Here is a 14,557-nt window from a genome sequence, read left to right on the forward strand (position 1 = left end):
CATGCGCTCGTGCCATGAGTGGCTAGGCCCCGATCATTCGGGGCTTCGTTCAATGGTCAGCGTGACCAGGCGCACCACGACCGGCCTGACAATCAGTACACAGACAAATGCCACAGGCATGGCAAGCTTGTAGGCGTTCCATGCACTGTCTATGTAGCCTGGGCCGATGCCACTGTTGGCGGCAGTGATGACCAGGCACATCAAGAAAGCCATGATGGCCGACATGTAAAAGGCAAAGACGACAGGGGTGAGGCGGTGAGGCAGCCCCCGTCTTGCCACGGCACGCTTGAAGACGTTCCGAGACATGTCGGAACGGACGGAGGCGACGCTTGAGCGTGAATCCATTGCTGACTCCCTGGTAGGTGATGACTGATCGATAAGTGATGGTTCATCGATAGCCACTGGTTCATCGATAGGTACTGGTTTATCGATAGTTGCTGGCATATGGATGACTACCCTATCCCAGGTGCATGTCCTGCAGTAGACAGCTGAAGCTAATCACTCTATAAACCTATTCTTAATAATAAGCAGTAGAATTCTTTGTAAAACCTATGGATGTACAGCCACCATGGATACCTTGCGTGCCATAGCGTGTTTTGTGCGCGTCGTCGAGGCGGGCAGTATTGCGGAAGGTGCCAGGCAACTCGGTATCAGCTCTGCCGCTGTCAGCCAGAGTATTGCCAGGCTGGAAACTCATCTTGGTGTCAGATTGTTGTCCCGCACCACTCGACGTATGGCGCTGACTGACAGCGGCACGGTGTATTACGAGCGAGTGAAGCACATCGATCGGGACATCGAGCAGGCGCATAATGCGATTGCCTCCCTGCAGGCAGCACCACGTGGGCGTTTGAGAATTGCCTCCACCTCGGCTTTCGGTCGCCACGTGCTGGCTCCCCTGATACCCGATTTCAATGCTGCCTATCCGCACCTTACCCTTGAGTTGCTGACCACGGACCGCAGCGTCAACCATATTCGTGAGACCGTGGATATCAGTATCCGTATTGCGCCCCAGCTGGAAGATGGCCTGGTGGCGCGACATATTGCCTCGATTCCCTTTCTGTTCTGTGCATCCCCTGCATACCTGAGCCGTGCAGGAACCCCGCATGCTCCTGAAGAACTCAAGGAGCATGACTGCCTGGCATTTCGTTTTCCTCTCGATGGACGTTTTCTGAGTTGGGGATTCATTCGTGACGGCATCCGCTTCGAGCCGGATATCAGGGTGGCCATGATCAGCGATGATATCGATGTGCTGGCGCGCATGGCCCTGGCGGATGGTGGCATTACTCGACTGGCAGCCTTCATCGCCCAGCCCTATCTGGAAAGTGGGGAGTTGGTCTCGCTGTTTGAGCCCGGCAGAGATGAACGTGTGCGTGCAGTGTCCGAACCCATGGATATCTACTTGTGTGTTGGCCACAGAAAGGATGTCACGCCCAAGGTTCGGGCATTCATGGACTTTCTGGATGGCCGGTTACCACCGGAGTGGCGCAGCAGGTAAGGGCTGTCTGACGACTGCGCGCCAGCTTATGAGACATACCCCGTCCAGTTCATCGTCTTCTTTGGCGATTAGCCAGCACATTGGCCAGGGTAGCTTCATCCGAGGCGACGATGGCCTGGACTCGACTGGTGACACCAAGTTTCTTGAGAATGGCTGACACATGTGTCTTGACCGTGGTTTCGGCGATATCGAGCTGCCGAGCGATGGCCTTGTTGGATCCACCACGTATCAGCAGCATCAGCACGTTAAGTTCCTTGGCGGTGAGCTGCTCGAGACGCTGCTCGAATTCAGAGCTGGGTGTTTCAGCTGCGGGCTGATGAAGACTTGGTGATGCTGGACGCCTCAGCAGTTCTGCGGGCAGGTAGACCTGGCCATCGAGAATCTGGCGTAGCGCCGCCATCAAGGCCGAGCGTGGTGTCGACTTGGGCACATAACCCACCGCACCAAGATCCAGGGCATCCAACACGATGCGGCGATCACTCTCAGCAGATACCACGGCCACAGGCACCTCGGGAAAGTGCTGGCGCAACCGGGCCAGGCCATCGAGACCTGCCACGTCCGGCAGGTTGAGGTCGAGCAATACCAGATCCACTTCATCGTTCTCACCGAGACGCACCAGCAGGTCAGAGAAGCAGTCCGCTTCGCAAAGTTCGCTTCCCGGCAGCGCGGAGTCCACGACGCCGCTGAGGGCATCGCGAAACAGTGGATGATCGTCGGCCACCAGTAGCCGGTACATGACGGTCGCTCCTTGTATTGGTTGGATGGTGGATGTAACGGGTGATGGATGGAATGGCTGGCATCTCCTACCGAAGGAGGAGGCCGACTCCTGCCTGGGCAGTATGTCGCAACTCGTCTCGCTGACCAAGACTGGGTAGGTACGGATTCGATCACAACCATAACGACGTCGCCATGACGACGAATCAGCTCAGGAGTCACGCCATGATTTATGCCAACCCCGGTCAACCCGGTGCCGTTGTCAGTTTTGAACAGCGCTACGGCAACTATATCGGTGGAGAATTCGTGCCGCCGGTCAAGGGGGAATATTTCGATAATCTTAGTCCGGTCAATGGTGAGGTGTTTTGTCAGATACCTCGCTCCACAGCGGAAGACATCGAGCTGGCACTGGATGCAGCACATAAGGCAGCACCGGCCTGGGGCAGGACCTCCGCGACGGAACGCAGCAACATTCTGCTCAAGATAGCGGATCGTATCGAGGCCAACCTCGAAAGACTTGCTGTTGCCGAAACCTGGGACAATGGCAAGGCGGTACGCGAGACCTTGGCCGCTGACATTCCATTGGCAGTGGACCATTTCCGTTACTTTGCCGGCTGTATTCGTGCCCAGGAAGGCACTGCCGCGGATATCGATGCCAATACCGTGGCTTACCACTTCCATGAGCCTCTGGGCGTGGTGGGGCAGATTATTCCTTGGAACTTCCCGCTATTGATGGCCACCTGGAAGCTGGCTCCTGCCCTGGCAGCCGGTAACTGTGTGGTACTGAAGCCCGCCGAGCAGACGCCGGCCTCAATCCTGGAACTGATCAAGGTCATCGGTGATCTGCTGCCGCCAGGCGTGGTCAACATCGTCAATGGTTATGGTGCTGAAGCTGGCCAGGCCCTGGCCACTAGCAAGCGCATCGCCAAGATTGCGTTCACCGGTTCCACCCCGGTGGGTGCGCATATCCTCAAGTGTGCTGCTGAAAACATCATCCCTTCTACGGTGGAGCTGGGCGGCAAGTCCCCGAACATCTACTTCGCTGACATCATGAACGCCGAACCGGAGTTCATCGAGAAAGCGGCAGAAGGGCTGGTGCTGGCCTTCTTCAACCAGGGCGAAGTGTGTACTTGCCCATCCCGCGCACTGATTCAGGAAAGCATCTATGAGCCTTTCATGGCCAAGGTGATGGAGCGAGTCGCCAAGATCAAGCGTGGCAACCCGCTGGATACCGATGTGCAGGTGGGAGCCCAGGCATCCCAGGAACAGTTCGACAAGATCATGTCGTACATGGAGGTGGCGCGTCAGGAAGGCGCCGAGTTCCTCACCGGTGGTGACAAGGAAAGTGTCGACCCCGCCTATTCCCATGGCTTCTATATCCAGCCAACCCTGCTCAAGGGTAACAACAAGATGCGCGTGTTCCAGGAAGAAATCTTCGGCCCTGTCGTGGCCGTGACCACCTTCAAGGATGAAGCCGAGGCACTGGCGATTGCCAATGATACTGAGTTCGGCCTCGGTGCCGGGGTGTGGAGCCGGGACATCAATGTGGCCTTCCGCATGGGGCGTGGCATACAGGCTGGACGTGTCTGGACCAACTGCTACCACCAGTATCCGGCACATGCTGCCTTCGGCGGCTACAAGAAGTCTGGTGTTGGCCGCGAAACTCACAAGATGATGCTTGAGCACTATCAGCAGACCAAGAACCTGCTGGTCAGCTATGACATCAATCCTCTCGGCTTCTTCTGAGGCTCTCTAAAAAATCTTGGCCTGGTTGTTTGTCCAAGCGGATATTCCCCTGACTTTCAGTGCAGTACTCGATACTCCCGCCACTCATGCGAGTGGCGGGTTCATGCCAACATCTGGTTCGAGGTAATGCTCATGGAAAATACGATGAAAGCAGCGGTAGTGCGTGCGTTCGGCCAACCGTTGAGTATCGAAGAGGCGCCTGTACCACGCCCCGGGCGTGGTGAAATTGTGGTCAAGATTGCGGCATCCGGTGTCTGTCATACCGACTTGCATGCTGCGCATGGTGATTGGCCGGTCAAGCCCAATCCGCCATTCATTCCAGGGCATGAAGGTGTCGGTCATGTGGCCGCCGTGGGTGAAGGAGTCAATCACGTGAAGGAAGGCGACCGGGTCGGGGTTCCCTGGTTGTATAGTGCCTGTGGCCATTGCGAACACTGTCTGGGTGGCTGGGAAACACTATGTGAATCACAGCAGAATACTGGCTATTCCGTGAATGGAGGATTTGCCGAGTACACCTTGGCCGATGCCGGTTATGTGGGGCACCTGCCTGACAATGTCGGCTTTGTCGATATTGCGCCGGTGCTGTGCGCTGGAGTAACGGTGTACAAGGGGCTCAAGGTGACGGATACCCGCCCCGGTCAATGGGTGGTGATCTCAGGCATCGGTGGCCTGGGCCATATGGCGGTCCAGTATGCGCGGGCCATGGGGCTGAACGTTGCCGCGGTTGATATCGACGATACGAAACTTGAGCTTGCCAAACGCCTTGGTGCCAGTGTGACAGTAAATGCCATGCGTGAGGATCCAGCGGCAGTGCTCAAGCGCGATATCGGTGGAGCGCATGGTGTGCTTGTTACTGCGGTGTCTCCCAAGGCGTTCGAGCAAGCGCAGGGGATGGTTCGGCGCGGTGGGACGATCTCCTTGAATGGTCTGCCACCAGGAGACTTTCCATTACCGATCTTTGATACGGTGCTCAATGGCATCACCATCCGCGGGTCCATTGTCGGTACACGCCAGGATCTGCAAGAAGCCCTGGACTTTGCTGGTGAAGGCAAGGTGCATGCCACGGTATCGACGGATCGTCTCGACAACATCAACGAGGTGTTCGGACGCATGCTGGAAGGTAAGATAGAAGGGCGTGTCGTACTCGACCTGAATGCTTGATGCATGGAATCCGACGTCTCTGCAAAAGCAGAGACGTCGGCTTTTCTCTCCTGCGCTACAAGGTGCTGTACAGGATGTGGCGCATCATTGACCGGCTGTCAGCGTGCTGTAGCTGGTGATCAGATTGCGATAGTCAGGAATGTGGTTGGAGAAGAGTTCTCCCAATCCTTCGATATCGTTGCGCCAATCGCGATGCAGTTCACATGCGATGCCAAACCAGGTCATCAACTGCGCGCCGGCCTGAGACATGCGATCCCATGCCGCGTGGCGGGTCATGTCATTGAAGGTGCCCGAGGCGTCGCTGACCACGAATACCTCGAAGCCTTCTTCCAGCGCGGACAGCGCGGGGAAGGCCACACACACTTCAGTGACCACGCCAGCGATGATCAGCTGCTTCTTGCCCGTGGCCTTGATGGCCTGAACGAAGTCCTCGTTATCCCAGGCATTGATCTGGCCAGGGCGGGCGATGTAGGGCGCATCGGGGAACATCTCCTTCAATTCGGGCACCAGAGGACCATTGGGGCCGGTCTCGAAGCTGGTGGTCAGAATGGTCGGCAGGTTGAAATACTTGGCCAGATCCGCGACGGCCAGCACATTGTTCTTGAACTTGTCCGGGTCAATGTCTCGCACCAGTGACAATAGCCCTGCCTGGTGATCCACCAGCAGCACGGCAGCATTGTTCTTGTCGAGGCGTACATATGGCTTGCTCATGACATTCTCCTTTCAGGGGGGCTGGTGCCTGGATGGCACCGGTTTGCCTGACTGCCCAATGGCATGTTTTCGGGCAGCCAGGTCGAGGTAGCTGGCCTGACCTTCATGCCGGCCACCTCGTCAGCGATTGCCGCTTACGAGTCAGACATCTGTCCGAACTGGCCGTTATTGAGGTCGGCAATCGCCTGCACGATTTCCTGCTGGCTGTTCATGACGAATGGCCCATGTCCGACGATGGGTTCATCGATAGGCTCTCCACTCAGCAGCAGGACCTTGGCGTCCGTGTTGGTTTCGATGCTGATGTCCTGGCCGGTGCGATCGAGCGCGATCATCTCTGCCTCGCGGACGACAGCATCTCCATTCACCTGTACGGTGCCGCGCAGCACGACCAGCAATGTGGTCCAGCCCTCAGGCTGTGTCAGAGCACTGAAACTGCCCTGGTTGAGGCTCAGATCCCATACATTCATGGGGGTAAAGGTGTGTGCTGGACCTGTTTGCTCACCAAACTGACCTGCAATGATGCGTATCTGGCCGGCATCGTTGGGCAGCTCCACTGTCGGGATGTCACGCTCGACAATGGCCTGATATCCCGGTGCGGCCATCTTGTCCTTGGCGGGGAGGTTCACCCACAGCTGAACCATTTCCAGCTTGCCACCTGACTGGCTGAAAGCAGGAGAGTGAAACTCTTCATGCAGGATGCCAGCTCCTGCGGTCATCCATTGCACGTCTCCTGGCCCGATGACGCCGCCCTGGCCCGTCGAGTCTCGATGCGCCACTTCGCCGCTGTAGACGATGGTGACGGTCTCAAAGCCACGATGGGGGTGCTGGCCGACACCGCGAGGCTTGTTGGTGGGGACAAAATCCGTCGGGCCTGCATAGTCGAGCAACAGGAAAGGACTGGTCTGCTTGCCGTGGCTGTTGTACGAGAACAGAGAGCGCACCGGAAAGCCGTCACCCACCCAGTGAGGACGAGGGGCGTTGTAGATGCCGAGAGTCTTCTTCATGCTCATGGCAATCTCCTTGAAAGTGTGATGCCAAGATGGTTGAAGAAAGCATAAACGTGGGACGCTGATCCATGTAGACTGCAAAAATTGAACTGATAGTTCTATTTGGTGAACGATGATGTTTGGTGAGCGATGATGCAGGACCTGAACGATCTTTATTATTTCGTCCAGGCGGTGGAGCACGGTGGCTTCGCACCCGCTGGGCGAGTTCTGGGCATGCCCAAGTCGAAGCTCAGCCGCCGTATCGCTCATCTGGAAGAGCGCCTGGGCGTGAGGCTTATCCAGCGTACGACACGTCAATTCGTGGTGACGGACATCGGCCGGACCTACTATGAACACTGCAAGGCCATGCTGGTGGAGGCTGAGGCCGCGCAGGAAGCCATTGACGGGATTCAGGCAGAACCGCGTGGTACCGTGCGTGTCACTTGTCCCATCACTATGCTGCATGTGCATATCGGCTCCATGCTGGCGAACTTCATGGCGCTGTACCCAAAGGTCACACTGCATCTGGAAGCGACCAATCGGCGTGTCGATGTGGTCAGCGAGGGTGTCGATGTAGCGATTCGGGTGCGACCGCCGCCGATCGAGGATAGTGATCTGGTCATGCGGGTGCTGGCGGATCGTGGCCAATGTCTGGTGGCCAGTCCTGCATGGGTTCGCAAGGAAGGCTTCCCCGTGTCGCCGGCTGACTTGAGCGGGTTGTCCAGCCTAGGCCTGGGCGCGCCGCAACAAGCGCATGCATGGGTGCTGTATGGGCCGGAAGATGCACAGGCCAGAGTGCCGCATTCACCACGTTTTGTGACAACGGACATGATCGCGCTGCGCAATGCAGCACTAGCGGGGATAGGTGTTGTCCAGTTGCCTTTGCTGATGGTACGAGAGCAACTGGAGGAAGGTTCTCTGGTCAAGGTCGTGCCGGAGTGGGCACCGCGCCGGGAAATCATCCATGCTGTCTTTCCAAGCCGGCGTGGCATGCTGCCATCCGTACGTGCATTGGTGGATTATCTGGCCGCTCAATTTGCTGTCATTCATGAGGAATGAGATGACAGAAAGGGTCACTGCCTGTCAGTGAACTGGGCAAGATTCAGCTCATGGCTCTTGCCTAGCCACATCACTCCTTGGGTATGGTCGAACAGGTCATCGTCGGTGCCGAGGTGAACGAAAATGTCGAGGTCGCCACGGTTCAGGGCGAGCCAGGGAATGATGTCGCCAAAGGTTTCTGGAGCGAAGGACAGTTGGCAGCTCCAGAGGGGATGTGGCCCTACTGGTTTCTGGTGAAAGCGACCGATCCGAATCGGAAAATGTTCGGCGCATTTTTCTGCCAAGGCCTGTGCCTTGGCCATGCCCGCCTCATCCGTGTAGTAGAGGTGGGCATGGTAGTAGCGGATGGCATCAGGGGAAAAAGGGGCGGTGACGGGCATGATGGCACTCTGCTCTGCAGTGGTGGAACGAAGCATGGTGGAACGAAGCTCCAGCATGCCTGTTGACCCCATTGTTTTCCAGCGCCCTGATGAAGCCCGAGTTCACCAGTTGCGCCGTCCGATACGGGTCAGTTCACCCTGCAGTTGAGCTACCGCGGTGGTGCCATCGATGTCGCCGGAAAGTACCTCATGGACACGGTTGAACAGCGCATTGGACACACGGGGGTAGGCTGCCTTGGTGATCGAGGATGGACGCGGTATGCCGCCGACCAGAGTGTCATAGAGTTCACCCATGGAAGGGTTGCTGGCGAGTACTTCCGGATCCTGGTAGAGCGCTTCGATGGTCGGGTTCATGCCAGCTTCGATGGCATGCTCACGCTGCTGTGGCACTGCCGTGATATAGGCGACCAGTTCGGCGGCCAGTTGCGGGTGTTTGGAGTAACGCGACACTGCCAGGTTCCAGCCCCCCAGGGTCGCTGCCGATGCACCATCGGGGCCGTGTGGAAGCGGGGCCATGCCGATCTTGTCCTGGACGGCACTACCGTCGCCATTGGCCAGGTTCCATACATAGGGCCAATTACGCAGGAAGAGGGCGTTGCCGGACTGGAACACGCCCCGGGTTTCTTCCTCGGTATGGTTGAGTGTACCTTCGGGGGATATCGTGCCGATCCATGCTGCCGCCATGTCCAGGGCAGCCGCCGCTTCAGGATTGTCGATGGTCACTTTGCCCTCGGCATCGACGAGAGTACCGCCGCCATGGCTGGCAATCCATTCCAGGGCATTGCAGCTCAGGCCTTCATAAGCGCGGCCCTGGAACACATAGCCCCAGAAGTCCTTGTTGCCTTCGGCACGTTCTGCGTCCTGAATCTCGTTGGCGGTGGCCGTCAATTCCTCCCAGGTCCGAGGCACCGGCTTGGCGTATTTTTCAAGCAGGTCCTTGCGGTAATAGAGCAACCCGGCATCGGTGTACCACGGCAAGGCGACCAGACGTCCATCGATGGTGTTGTTGTCGATCAGGGCGGGAAAGAAGCCATCGCTAGCCGTATCGGGCAGATATTCGGAGAGATCCGCCAGGTGCTCCGACAGTAGGCCTGGCCAGACGATATCGACAAACAGTACATCGACTTCGTCCGACTCGCTCCCCAACAGCTGCTGATACAGGGACATGCGTTCTGTCGGGTTGTTCGGGGTGGAGACGATATCGACCTGATGGCCGGTTTCCTTGGCCCAGCGCTTGGCCAGGATCGGGCAGTAGTCGTTGGCATCAGCGGAACCGCAGGCAACGGAGATGGTCTCGGCCATGGCCTGGGGAGCAGCCAGTGCGGCGCCTGCAACGGCAAGGCCCAACAGACTGCAGCGCTGAAGTTTGCGTAGTGATGGCATAGTGAACAGGGTCATCGAATCATCTCTTGTCGTTGTCGTTGTCGTTGTCGTTGTCGAGCGTTGATGTCGTGGCTGAAGGCGATTGGTGAACGGGCGTACTTGTCGAAGGCCTGGCGAGTCGTACTGTCAGGCCGCGGCACGTACCCCATGGGCCGACAATGCCTTGTCTTCGTGGTCGAACAGGTGGGCATGGGCAACATCCACGCTCAGGCCCACTCGCTGCCCGATCTGCCAGCGGCTGGGCGCGTCACCTCGATGGATCAGCAAGGTGTCACCAGCCTTGGGTTCCAGGTAGACATAGATCTCGTTACCCAGGTACTCGATATTGACGATCTTGAAGTCGTTGTCGCCGGCTGGTTCCGTCAGGCCCAGGTGTTCCGGGCGTATGCCGAACGTCAGCTTGTCGCCTTGTGTGGTGTTGCGCGCGTCGTGGGGCAGCATCAGGTCGCCGATACCGGGAACATGGACCTGACAGCCTTCTGTACCGTTTCCGGTGAGTTGGGCGGGCATGAAGTTCATGTTCGGCGAGCCAATGAAGCTGGCGACAAAGCGTGTGGCCGGGCGCTGATAAAGGTCCTCGGGACTACCGACCTGTTCCACGCGACCTGCGCGCAGCACCACGATCTTGTTGGCCAGCGTCATGGCTTCGACCTGGTCGTGGGTGACATACACCACGGTGGAACCGCGCTGGTGATGAAGGCGAGCGATTTCGTTGCGCATCTGTACTCGCAGGGAAGCGTCCAGGTTGGACAGAGGCTCGTCGAACAATAGAATGTCCGGGTTACGGGCCATGGCACGACCCATGGCCACACGCTGGCGCTGACCTCCGGACAGCGCCTTGGGCTTGCGCTCGAGCAGTTCCTCCAGCTGGAGCGTGCGTGCGGTTTCCATGACGCGCTGTTCGACCGTCTGGGCGTCCTCCTTGGCCAGCTTGAGGCCGAAGGCCATGTTGTCGTACACCGTCATGTGCGGGTAAAGCGCATAGGACTGGAACACCATGCCGACGCCGCGTTCCCGGGGAGGCAGGTCGTTGACCACACGATTGCCGATCTTGAGTTCGCCGGAGGTGATGGATTCCAGACCGGCGATCAGGCGTAGCAGGGTCGACTTGCCGCAGCCGGAAGGCCCGACGAAGACTACGAAGTCTCCATCGCCGATGGAAAGATCCACATCCTTGATGATGTGAGTACTACCGAAGACCTTGTTGAGTTTTTCCAGTGTCACGCTTGCCATGAGAGGGCTCCTGACGCTCTGTGAAAAGCGCTGGCCAGGCGGGTATTCATGATGGCCGACGCTCTTGTTGATCGAGATATCGCTATGGGGTGATGGAGGGCTATCGTTCGATGGCGATATAGGCCGCCTGGTAAGGCGGCAGGGTCAACTGATCCTGGGCCAGCTCGGCATGGAAGCCATGCCCTTCTCCGCCAGAACCTTCCGCTCCGTCGAGGAGCCTGCCGGATGCCGGCAACTGGCACTGCTGTTTGCGGCCCAGAAGATTGAAGACACACAGCAGGTGCTCGTTTTCAGTTCGGCGGGTGAAGCCGAGCAGGTCCTCTCCCAGGTCGAGCAATTCCAGTTCTCCTTCGATCAAGGCTGGATGAGCGCGGCGGAAGGCCAGTAGACGGCGCACGGCGTGCAGGGTCGAGTTGCTGTCCTTCTCCTGACAGGCGACCGCCAGTGGGCGCTGAGCGTCGGAGACAGGCAACCAGGGAATGATGCTGCTGTCTTTCCCGTTGCTGGAAAAGCCGGCATTTGCCGCAGAGGTCCAGGGCATTGGTGTACGGCAACCGTCGCGGCCCTTGAACTCCGGCCACAAGACCTTGCCATAGGGATCCTGAATCCTGTCGAAAGGTACGTCCGCCTCGGGCAGGCCAAGCTCTTCACCCTGATACAGACAGACACTGCCGCGCAGAGAGAACAGCAAGGCCAGGGCCACCCTGGGATAGGCGCGAGGGTCTTCACCGTCACCCCAGCGGCTGGCGCAGCGCTTGACGTCATGGTTGGACAATGCCCAGCACGGCCAGGCATCACCCGCTAATTGCTGAAAGCGCTCGATCACGCCATGCAGATAGGCAGGCGAATGCGGATCGTTGAGCAGGTCGAAGGTGTAGGCCATGTGCAGCTTGTCGCCGCCAGAGGTGTATTCCGCCATCCGCTCCAGTGGATTGTCGTCTCCGATCTCGCCGACTGTGGTCGTGCCCGGATATTCGTCCATCAGCTTGCGCAGGCGCTGCAGGAAGACCAGATTTTCCGGCTGGCTCAGGTCGTGGACATGACGCTGTCGGCTATAGGGGTTGGTAGCGGGCGCGCCCATGGTCTGCTCGCCGGATTCCACCGCAGGGTTGTCCTTGAGTGATTGGCTGTGGAAGTAGAAGTTGACGGTATCCAGGCGGAAACCATCGACACCAAGATCCAGCCAGAAACGCATGTTATCGAGCTGGGCCTGCTGTACCTCCGGGTGATGGAAGTTCAGGTCGGGCTGGCTGGTCAGGAAGTTATGCAGATAGTACTGGCTGCGCCGAGCATCGAAGGTCCAGGCAGAACCGCCGAAGATGGAGAGCCAGTTATTGGGCGGCGTGCCATCGGCCTTGGGGTCAGCCCACACATACCAGTCCGCGCGTGGGTTATTGCGGTTCTGGCGGCTTTCACTGAACCAGGGATGCTGGTCGGAGGTATGGCTGATGACCTGGTCGATAATGACTTTGAGCCCCAGGGCATGGGCGCGTTCTAGCAGCGCCTTGAAGTCCTCCAGTGTGCCGAACATGGGATCGACATCACGATAATCGGAGATGTCGTAACCAAAGTCGGCCATCGGTGAAGTGAAGAACGGCGATAGCCAGATACCATCGACACCGAGGCTGGCGACATAGTCCAGGCGCTCGATGATGCCACGCAGATCGCCGATGCCGTCTCCGTTGGCATCCATGAAGCTGCGAGGATAGATCTGGTAGATCACGCCGCCACGCCACCAGGTCAGATTGTCTTGCATGAGGTCATTCCTTGTCATTGTAGAGAAAAGAGGCTTAGCCCTTCACTGCACCAGCAGTGAGGCCAGAAACGATACGGCGCTGGAAAATCATCACCAGAATGACCAGGGGCACGGTAACGGTGACCGAGGCCGCCATGATCGGGCCCCAGGGCAGTTCGTGCTGACTGTTACCGGAGATCAGGGCAATGGCCACCGGCACAGTGCGCTGGCTGTCAGTGAGGGTGAAGGTCAGGGCGAACAGGAACTCGTTCCAGGCGGCAATGAACGCCAGCAGCCCGGTGGTCGCCATGGCGGGCCACATCAGGGGCAGGAATACCCGAGTGATGGTGACCCAGGGCGTCGCGCCATCCATGATCGCCGCCTCCTCAAGTTCCATGGGTAACTGGCGCATGAAGGTGGTCAGCACCCAGACCGTGAAGGGCAGGGTGAACACGGTATAGCTGAGGATCAGGCCACCTGGATTGTTGTACAGGCCCAGCGCGCGAATGACCTCGAACATGCCTGACAGCACGGCGACCTGGGGAAACATCGAGACGCCGAGGATGGTCAGCATCACGGTGGTGCGGCCACGGAAGCGCACTCGACCCAGTGCATAGGACGCGGTAATACCCAGCAGTAGCGCGATCAGGACCACAGAGATGGCGACCAGCACCGAGTTGCCGATGGCGCGCACGAAGCTGCTTTCGGAGAAGATGGTGGCGTAGTTGGCCAGGTCGGGAGCCGATGGCCACAGTTCCATGCGGAACAGGTCGCTGGAGGGTTTCAGCGAAGTGATCACGGCGTAGTAGAACGGAAAGACCGCGTAGACCAGCACGATGGCAGTGAGGGCATAGAAGCCAAGGCGCTTTGCGATCTTGAACAGAGTCCGAGAGTTCAGGACCTTGCTGTTCCGAGACTTGCTGTTGAGAACATGAGTATTCATTGCTCGACTCCCAGTTGACGGCGGCCGAGATAGAGGTAGATGACCACGGCGAAGGAGATGATCAGGAACAGCAGCGTCGAGGCCGCACTGCCGTAGCCCACGTCCTGGAATTCCACCAATTGCTGGCGGGCATAGATCGACATGGTCATGGTGCTGGTGGAGTTGGATGTCAGCACATAGATCACATCGAAGACACGCAATGCATCGAGCAGACGGAAGATCACTGCGACCATCAATGCGGGAGTGATCAACGGCAGAGTGACGCGAAAGAACACCTTGAGTGGATGGATGCCATCGACTTCAGCCGCTTCGTAGCAGTCGCTGGGCAGCATCTGCAGCGCTGCCAGCACCAGCAGGGCAACGAAGGGAATGGTCTTCCACACGTCGACCATGATCACTGCCCACATGGAAAGGTCTGCGTCGGCAGTCCAGGCCAGAGGAGCGTCGATGATGCCAAGCAGCATCAGCAGGTGGTTGATGATGCCGAACTGGTCATTGAGCATCCAGGCCCACATCTTGGCGGAGACAATGGTGGGGATGGCCCAGGGGATCAGTACCGCGGCACGCACCAGCATGCGCCCCTTGAACTCGGCATTGAGCAGCAAGGCGACGATGATGCCGAATACGACCTCCAGCGATACCGAAACCACCGCGAAGTAAACGGTATTCCATACCGATGTCCACCAGATCGGGTCGGCGAGAAGGCCGTACCATGCGCCGTCATCGTGGACCAGGTAGTTTTCAAAGCCGATGAACATGCCGCCGGTGGTGTCGGACAATGAGGCATCGGTAAAGCTCAGGTAGAAAGTACGCAGCAAAGGCCAGGCTGCCACGATGAGCAGAGACAGGAGCATCGGGGTAAGGAACAGCCAGGCGGCACGGACCCGCTGACGACGCACCTTGGTGCCGCGATACCCTGTGTGGCTAGTGGATAGTGAGCCAGCACTGTCGGATGCAGGGCGGTCAGATACGCTATTGTCGGACACAGTGGATGTCATGATGGGTTCCTCG

The 14,557-nt window shown here is 58.3% G+C and carries 14 protein-coding genes; 4 read left to right on the forward strand and 10 right to left on the reverse strand.

Annotated elements, in window-relative coordinates; all coding sequences use genetic code 11:
- Positions 1 to 33: 33 nt before the first annotated feature.
- Entirely contained in the window at positions 34 to 345 is a 312-nt protein-coding gene (locus tag Q1K07_RS08695) for a DUF2798 domain-containing protein (RefSeq protein ID WP_300309851.1), read from the reverse strand.
- A gap of 223 nt (positions 346 to 568) precedes the next feature.
- Here Q1K07_RS08695 and Q1K07_RS08700 point away from each other — a divergent pair, with 223 nt between their 5' ends.
- Complete coding sequence (locus Q1K07_RS08700) at positions 569 to 1,495, forward strand: LysR family transcriptional regulator (protein ID WP_300309853.1); 927 nt, start codon at positions 569 to 571, stop codon at positions 1,493 to 1,495.
- Between the two features lie 49 nt (positions 1,496 to 1,544).
- Here the strand turns inward: Q1K07_RS08700 and Q1K07_RS08705 are convergent, their stop codons facing one another.
- Positions 1,545 to 2,231, reverse strand: a complete 687-nt coding sequence (locus Q1K07_RS08705; RefSeq protein WP_300309855.1) for a response regulator transcription factor — start codon at positions 2,229 to 2,231, stop codon at positions 1,545 to 1,547.
- Positions 2,232 to 2,434: 203 nt separating this feature from the next.
- Here Q1K07_RS08705 and Q1K07_RS08710 point away from each other — a divergent pair, with 203 nt between their 5' ends.
- A complete protein-coding gene (locus tag Q1K07_RS08710) occupies positions 2,435 to 3,955 on the forward strand; it encodes an aldehyde dehydrogenase family protein (RefSeq protein ID WP_300309857.1) in 1,521 nt (506 codons plus the stop codon).
- A gap of 132 nt (positions 3,956 to 4,087) precedes the next feature.
- Positions 4,088 to 5,116, forward strand: coding sequence for an alcohol dehydrogenase AdhP (adhP, locus tag Q1K07_RS08715; RefSeq protein WP_300309859.1), 1,029 nt, complete (start codon positions 4,088 to 4,090; stop codon positions 5,114 to 5,116).
- Positions 5,117 to 5,200: 84 nt separating this feature from the next.
- Here adhP and ycaC read toward each other — a convergent pair whose 3' ends face one another.
- Together ycaC and Q1K07_RS08725 are read right to left on the reverse strand one after the other, a co-directional pair.
- A complete protein-coding gene (ycaC, locus tag Q1K07_RS08720) occupies positions 5,201 to 5,827 on the reverse strand; it encodes an isochorismate family cysteine hydrolase YcaC (RefSeq protein WP_300309860.1) in 627 nt (208 codons plus the stop codon).
- A gap of 134 nt (positions 5,828 to 5,961) precedes the next feature.
- A complete protein-coding gene (locus tag Q1K07_RS08725; protein WP_300309862.1) occupies positions 5,962 to 6,837 on the reverse strand; it encodes a pirin family protein in 876 nt (291 codons plus the stop codon).
- Between the two features lie 129 nt (positions 6,838 to 6,966).
- Here Q1K07_RS08725 and Q1K07_RS08730 point away from each other — a divergent pair, with 129 nt between their 5' ends.
- Positions 6,967 to 7,872: a LysR family transcriptional regulator gene (locus Q1K07_RS08730; RefSeq protein WP_300309864.1), complete on the forward strand. Its 906-nt coding sequence runs from the start codon at positions 6,967 to 6,969 to the stop codon at positions 7,870 to 7,872.
- 14 nt (positions 7,873 to 7,886) lie between these two features.
- Here the strand turns inward: Q1K07_RS08730 and Q1K07_RS08735 are convergent, their stop codons facing one another.
- The 6 genes from Q1K07_RS08735 to Q1K07_RS08760 form a co-directional block, all read right to left on the reverse strand.
- A complete protein-coding gene (locus Q1K07_RS08735) occupies positions 7,887 to 8,252 on the reverse strand; it encodes a DOPA 4,5-dioxygenase family protein (RefSeq protein WP_300310026.1) in 366 nt (121 codons plus the stop codon).
- Between the two features lie 102 nt (positions 8,253 to 8,354).
- Positions 8,355 to 9,650 (reverse strand): ABC transporter substrate-binding protein, encoded by a 1,296-nt coding sequence (locus Q1K07_RS08740; RefSeq protein WP_300309866.1) that lies wholly within the window; start codon positions 9,648 to 9,650, stop codon positions 8,355 to 8,357.
- 111 nt (positions 9,651 to 9,761) lie between these two features.
- Positions 9,762 to 10,868 carry a sn-glycerol-3-phosphate ABC transporter ATP-binding protein UgpC gene (gene ugpC / locus Q1K07_RS08745; RefSeq protein WP_300309868.1) on the reverse strand — a complete coding sequence of 369 codons (1,107 nt, stop codon included), beginning with the start codon at positions 10,866 to 10,868 and terminating at the stop codon, positions 9,762 to 9,764.
- A 100-nt stretch (positions 10,869 to 10,968) separates the two neighbouring features.
- Complete coding sequence (locus tag Q1K07_RS08750) at positions 10,969 to 12,624, reverse strand: alpha-glucosidase (protein WP_300309870.1); 1,656 nt, start codon at positions 12,622 to 12,624, stop codon at positions 10,969 to 10,971.
- A gap of 34 nt (positions 12,625 to 12,658) precedes the next feature.
- On the reverse strand, positions 12,659 to 13,501 hold the full coding sequence (locus tag Q1K07_RS08755) for a carbohydrate ABC transporter permease (RefSeq protein ID WP_300310028.1): 843 nt from the start codon (positions 13,499 to 13,501) through the stop codon (positions 12,659 to 12,661).
- A 41-nt stretch (positions 13,502 to 13,542) separates the two neighbouring features.
- On the reverse strand, positions 13,543 to 14,544 hold the full coding sequence (locus tag Q1K07_RS08760) for a carbohydrate ABC transporter permease (protein ID WP_300309872.1): 1,002 nt from the start codon (positions 14,542 to 14,544) through the stop codon (positions 13,543 to 13,545).
- Positions 14,545 to 14,557 lie beyond the last annotated feature (13 nt).

The organism is Halomonas sp. (assembly GCF_029263665.1).
GTDB lineage: Bacteria > Pseudomonadota > Gammaproteobacteria > Pseudomonadales > Halomonadaceae > Halomonas.

Bases quoted from the DNA above. Each gene is read 5' to 3' on its own strand.
- adhP (WP_300309859.1), top strand. From the start codon at position 4,088: ATGGAAAATACGATGAAAGCAGCGGTAGTGCGTGCGTTCGGCCAACCG.
- Q1K07_RS08710 (WP_300309857.1), top strand. From the start codon at position 2,435: ATGATTTATGCCAACCCCGGTCAACCCGGTGCCGTTGTCAGTTTTGAA.
- Q1K07_RS08730 (WP_300309864.1), top strand. From the start codon at position 6,967: ATGCAGGACCTGAACGATCTTTATTATTTCGTCCAGGCGGTGGAGCAC.
- Q1K07_RS08740 (WP_300309866.1), bottom strand. From the start codon at position 9,650: ATGACCCTGTTCACTATGCCATCACTACGCAAACTTCAGCGCTGCAGT.
- Q1K07_RS08725 (WP_300309862.1), bottom strand. From the start codon at position 6,837: ATGAGCATGAAGAAGACTCTCGGCATCTACAACGCCCCTCGTCCTCAC.
- Q1K07_RS08735 (WP_300310026.1), bottom strand. From the start codon at position 8,252: ATGCCCGTCACCGCCCCTTTTTCCCCTGATGCCATCCGCTACTACCAT.
- Q1K07_RS08760 (WP_300309872.1), bottom strand. From the start codon at position 14,544: ATGACATCCACTGTGTCCGACAATAGCGTATCTGACCGCCCTGCATCC.
- Q1K07_RS08695 (WP_300309851.1), bottom strand. From the start codon at position 345: ATGGATTCACGCTCAAGCGTCGCCTCCGTCCGTTCCGACATGTCTCGG.
- Q1K07_RS08700 (WP_300309853.1), top strand. From the start codon at position 569: ATGGATACCTTGCGTGCCATAGCGTGTTTTGTGCGCGTCGTCGAGGCG.
- Q1K07_RS08750 (WP_300309870.1), bottom strand. From the start codon at position 12,624: ATGCAAGACAATCTGACCTGGTGGCGTGGCGGCGTGATCTACCAGATC.
- ycaC (WP_300309860.1), bottom strand. From the start codon at position 5,827: ATGAGCAAGCCATATGTACGCCTCGACAAGAACAATGCTGCCGTGCTG.
- ugpC (WP_300309868.1), bottom strand. From the start codon at position 10,868: ATGGCAAGCGTGACACTGGAAAAACTCAACAAGGTCTTCGGTAGTACT.
- Q1K07_RS08705 (WP_300309855.1), bottom strand. From the start codon at position 2,231: ATGTACCGGCTACTGGTGGCCGACGATCATCCACTGTTTCGCGATGCC.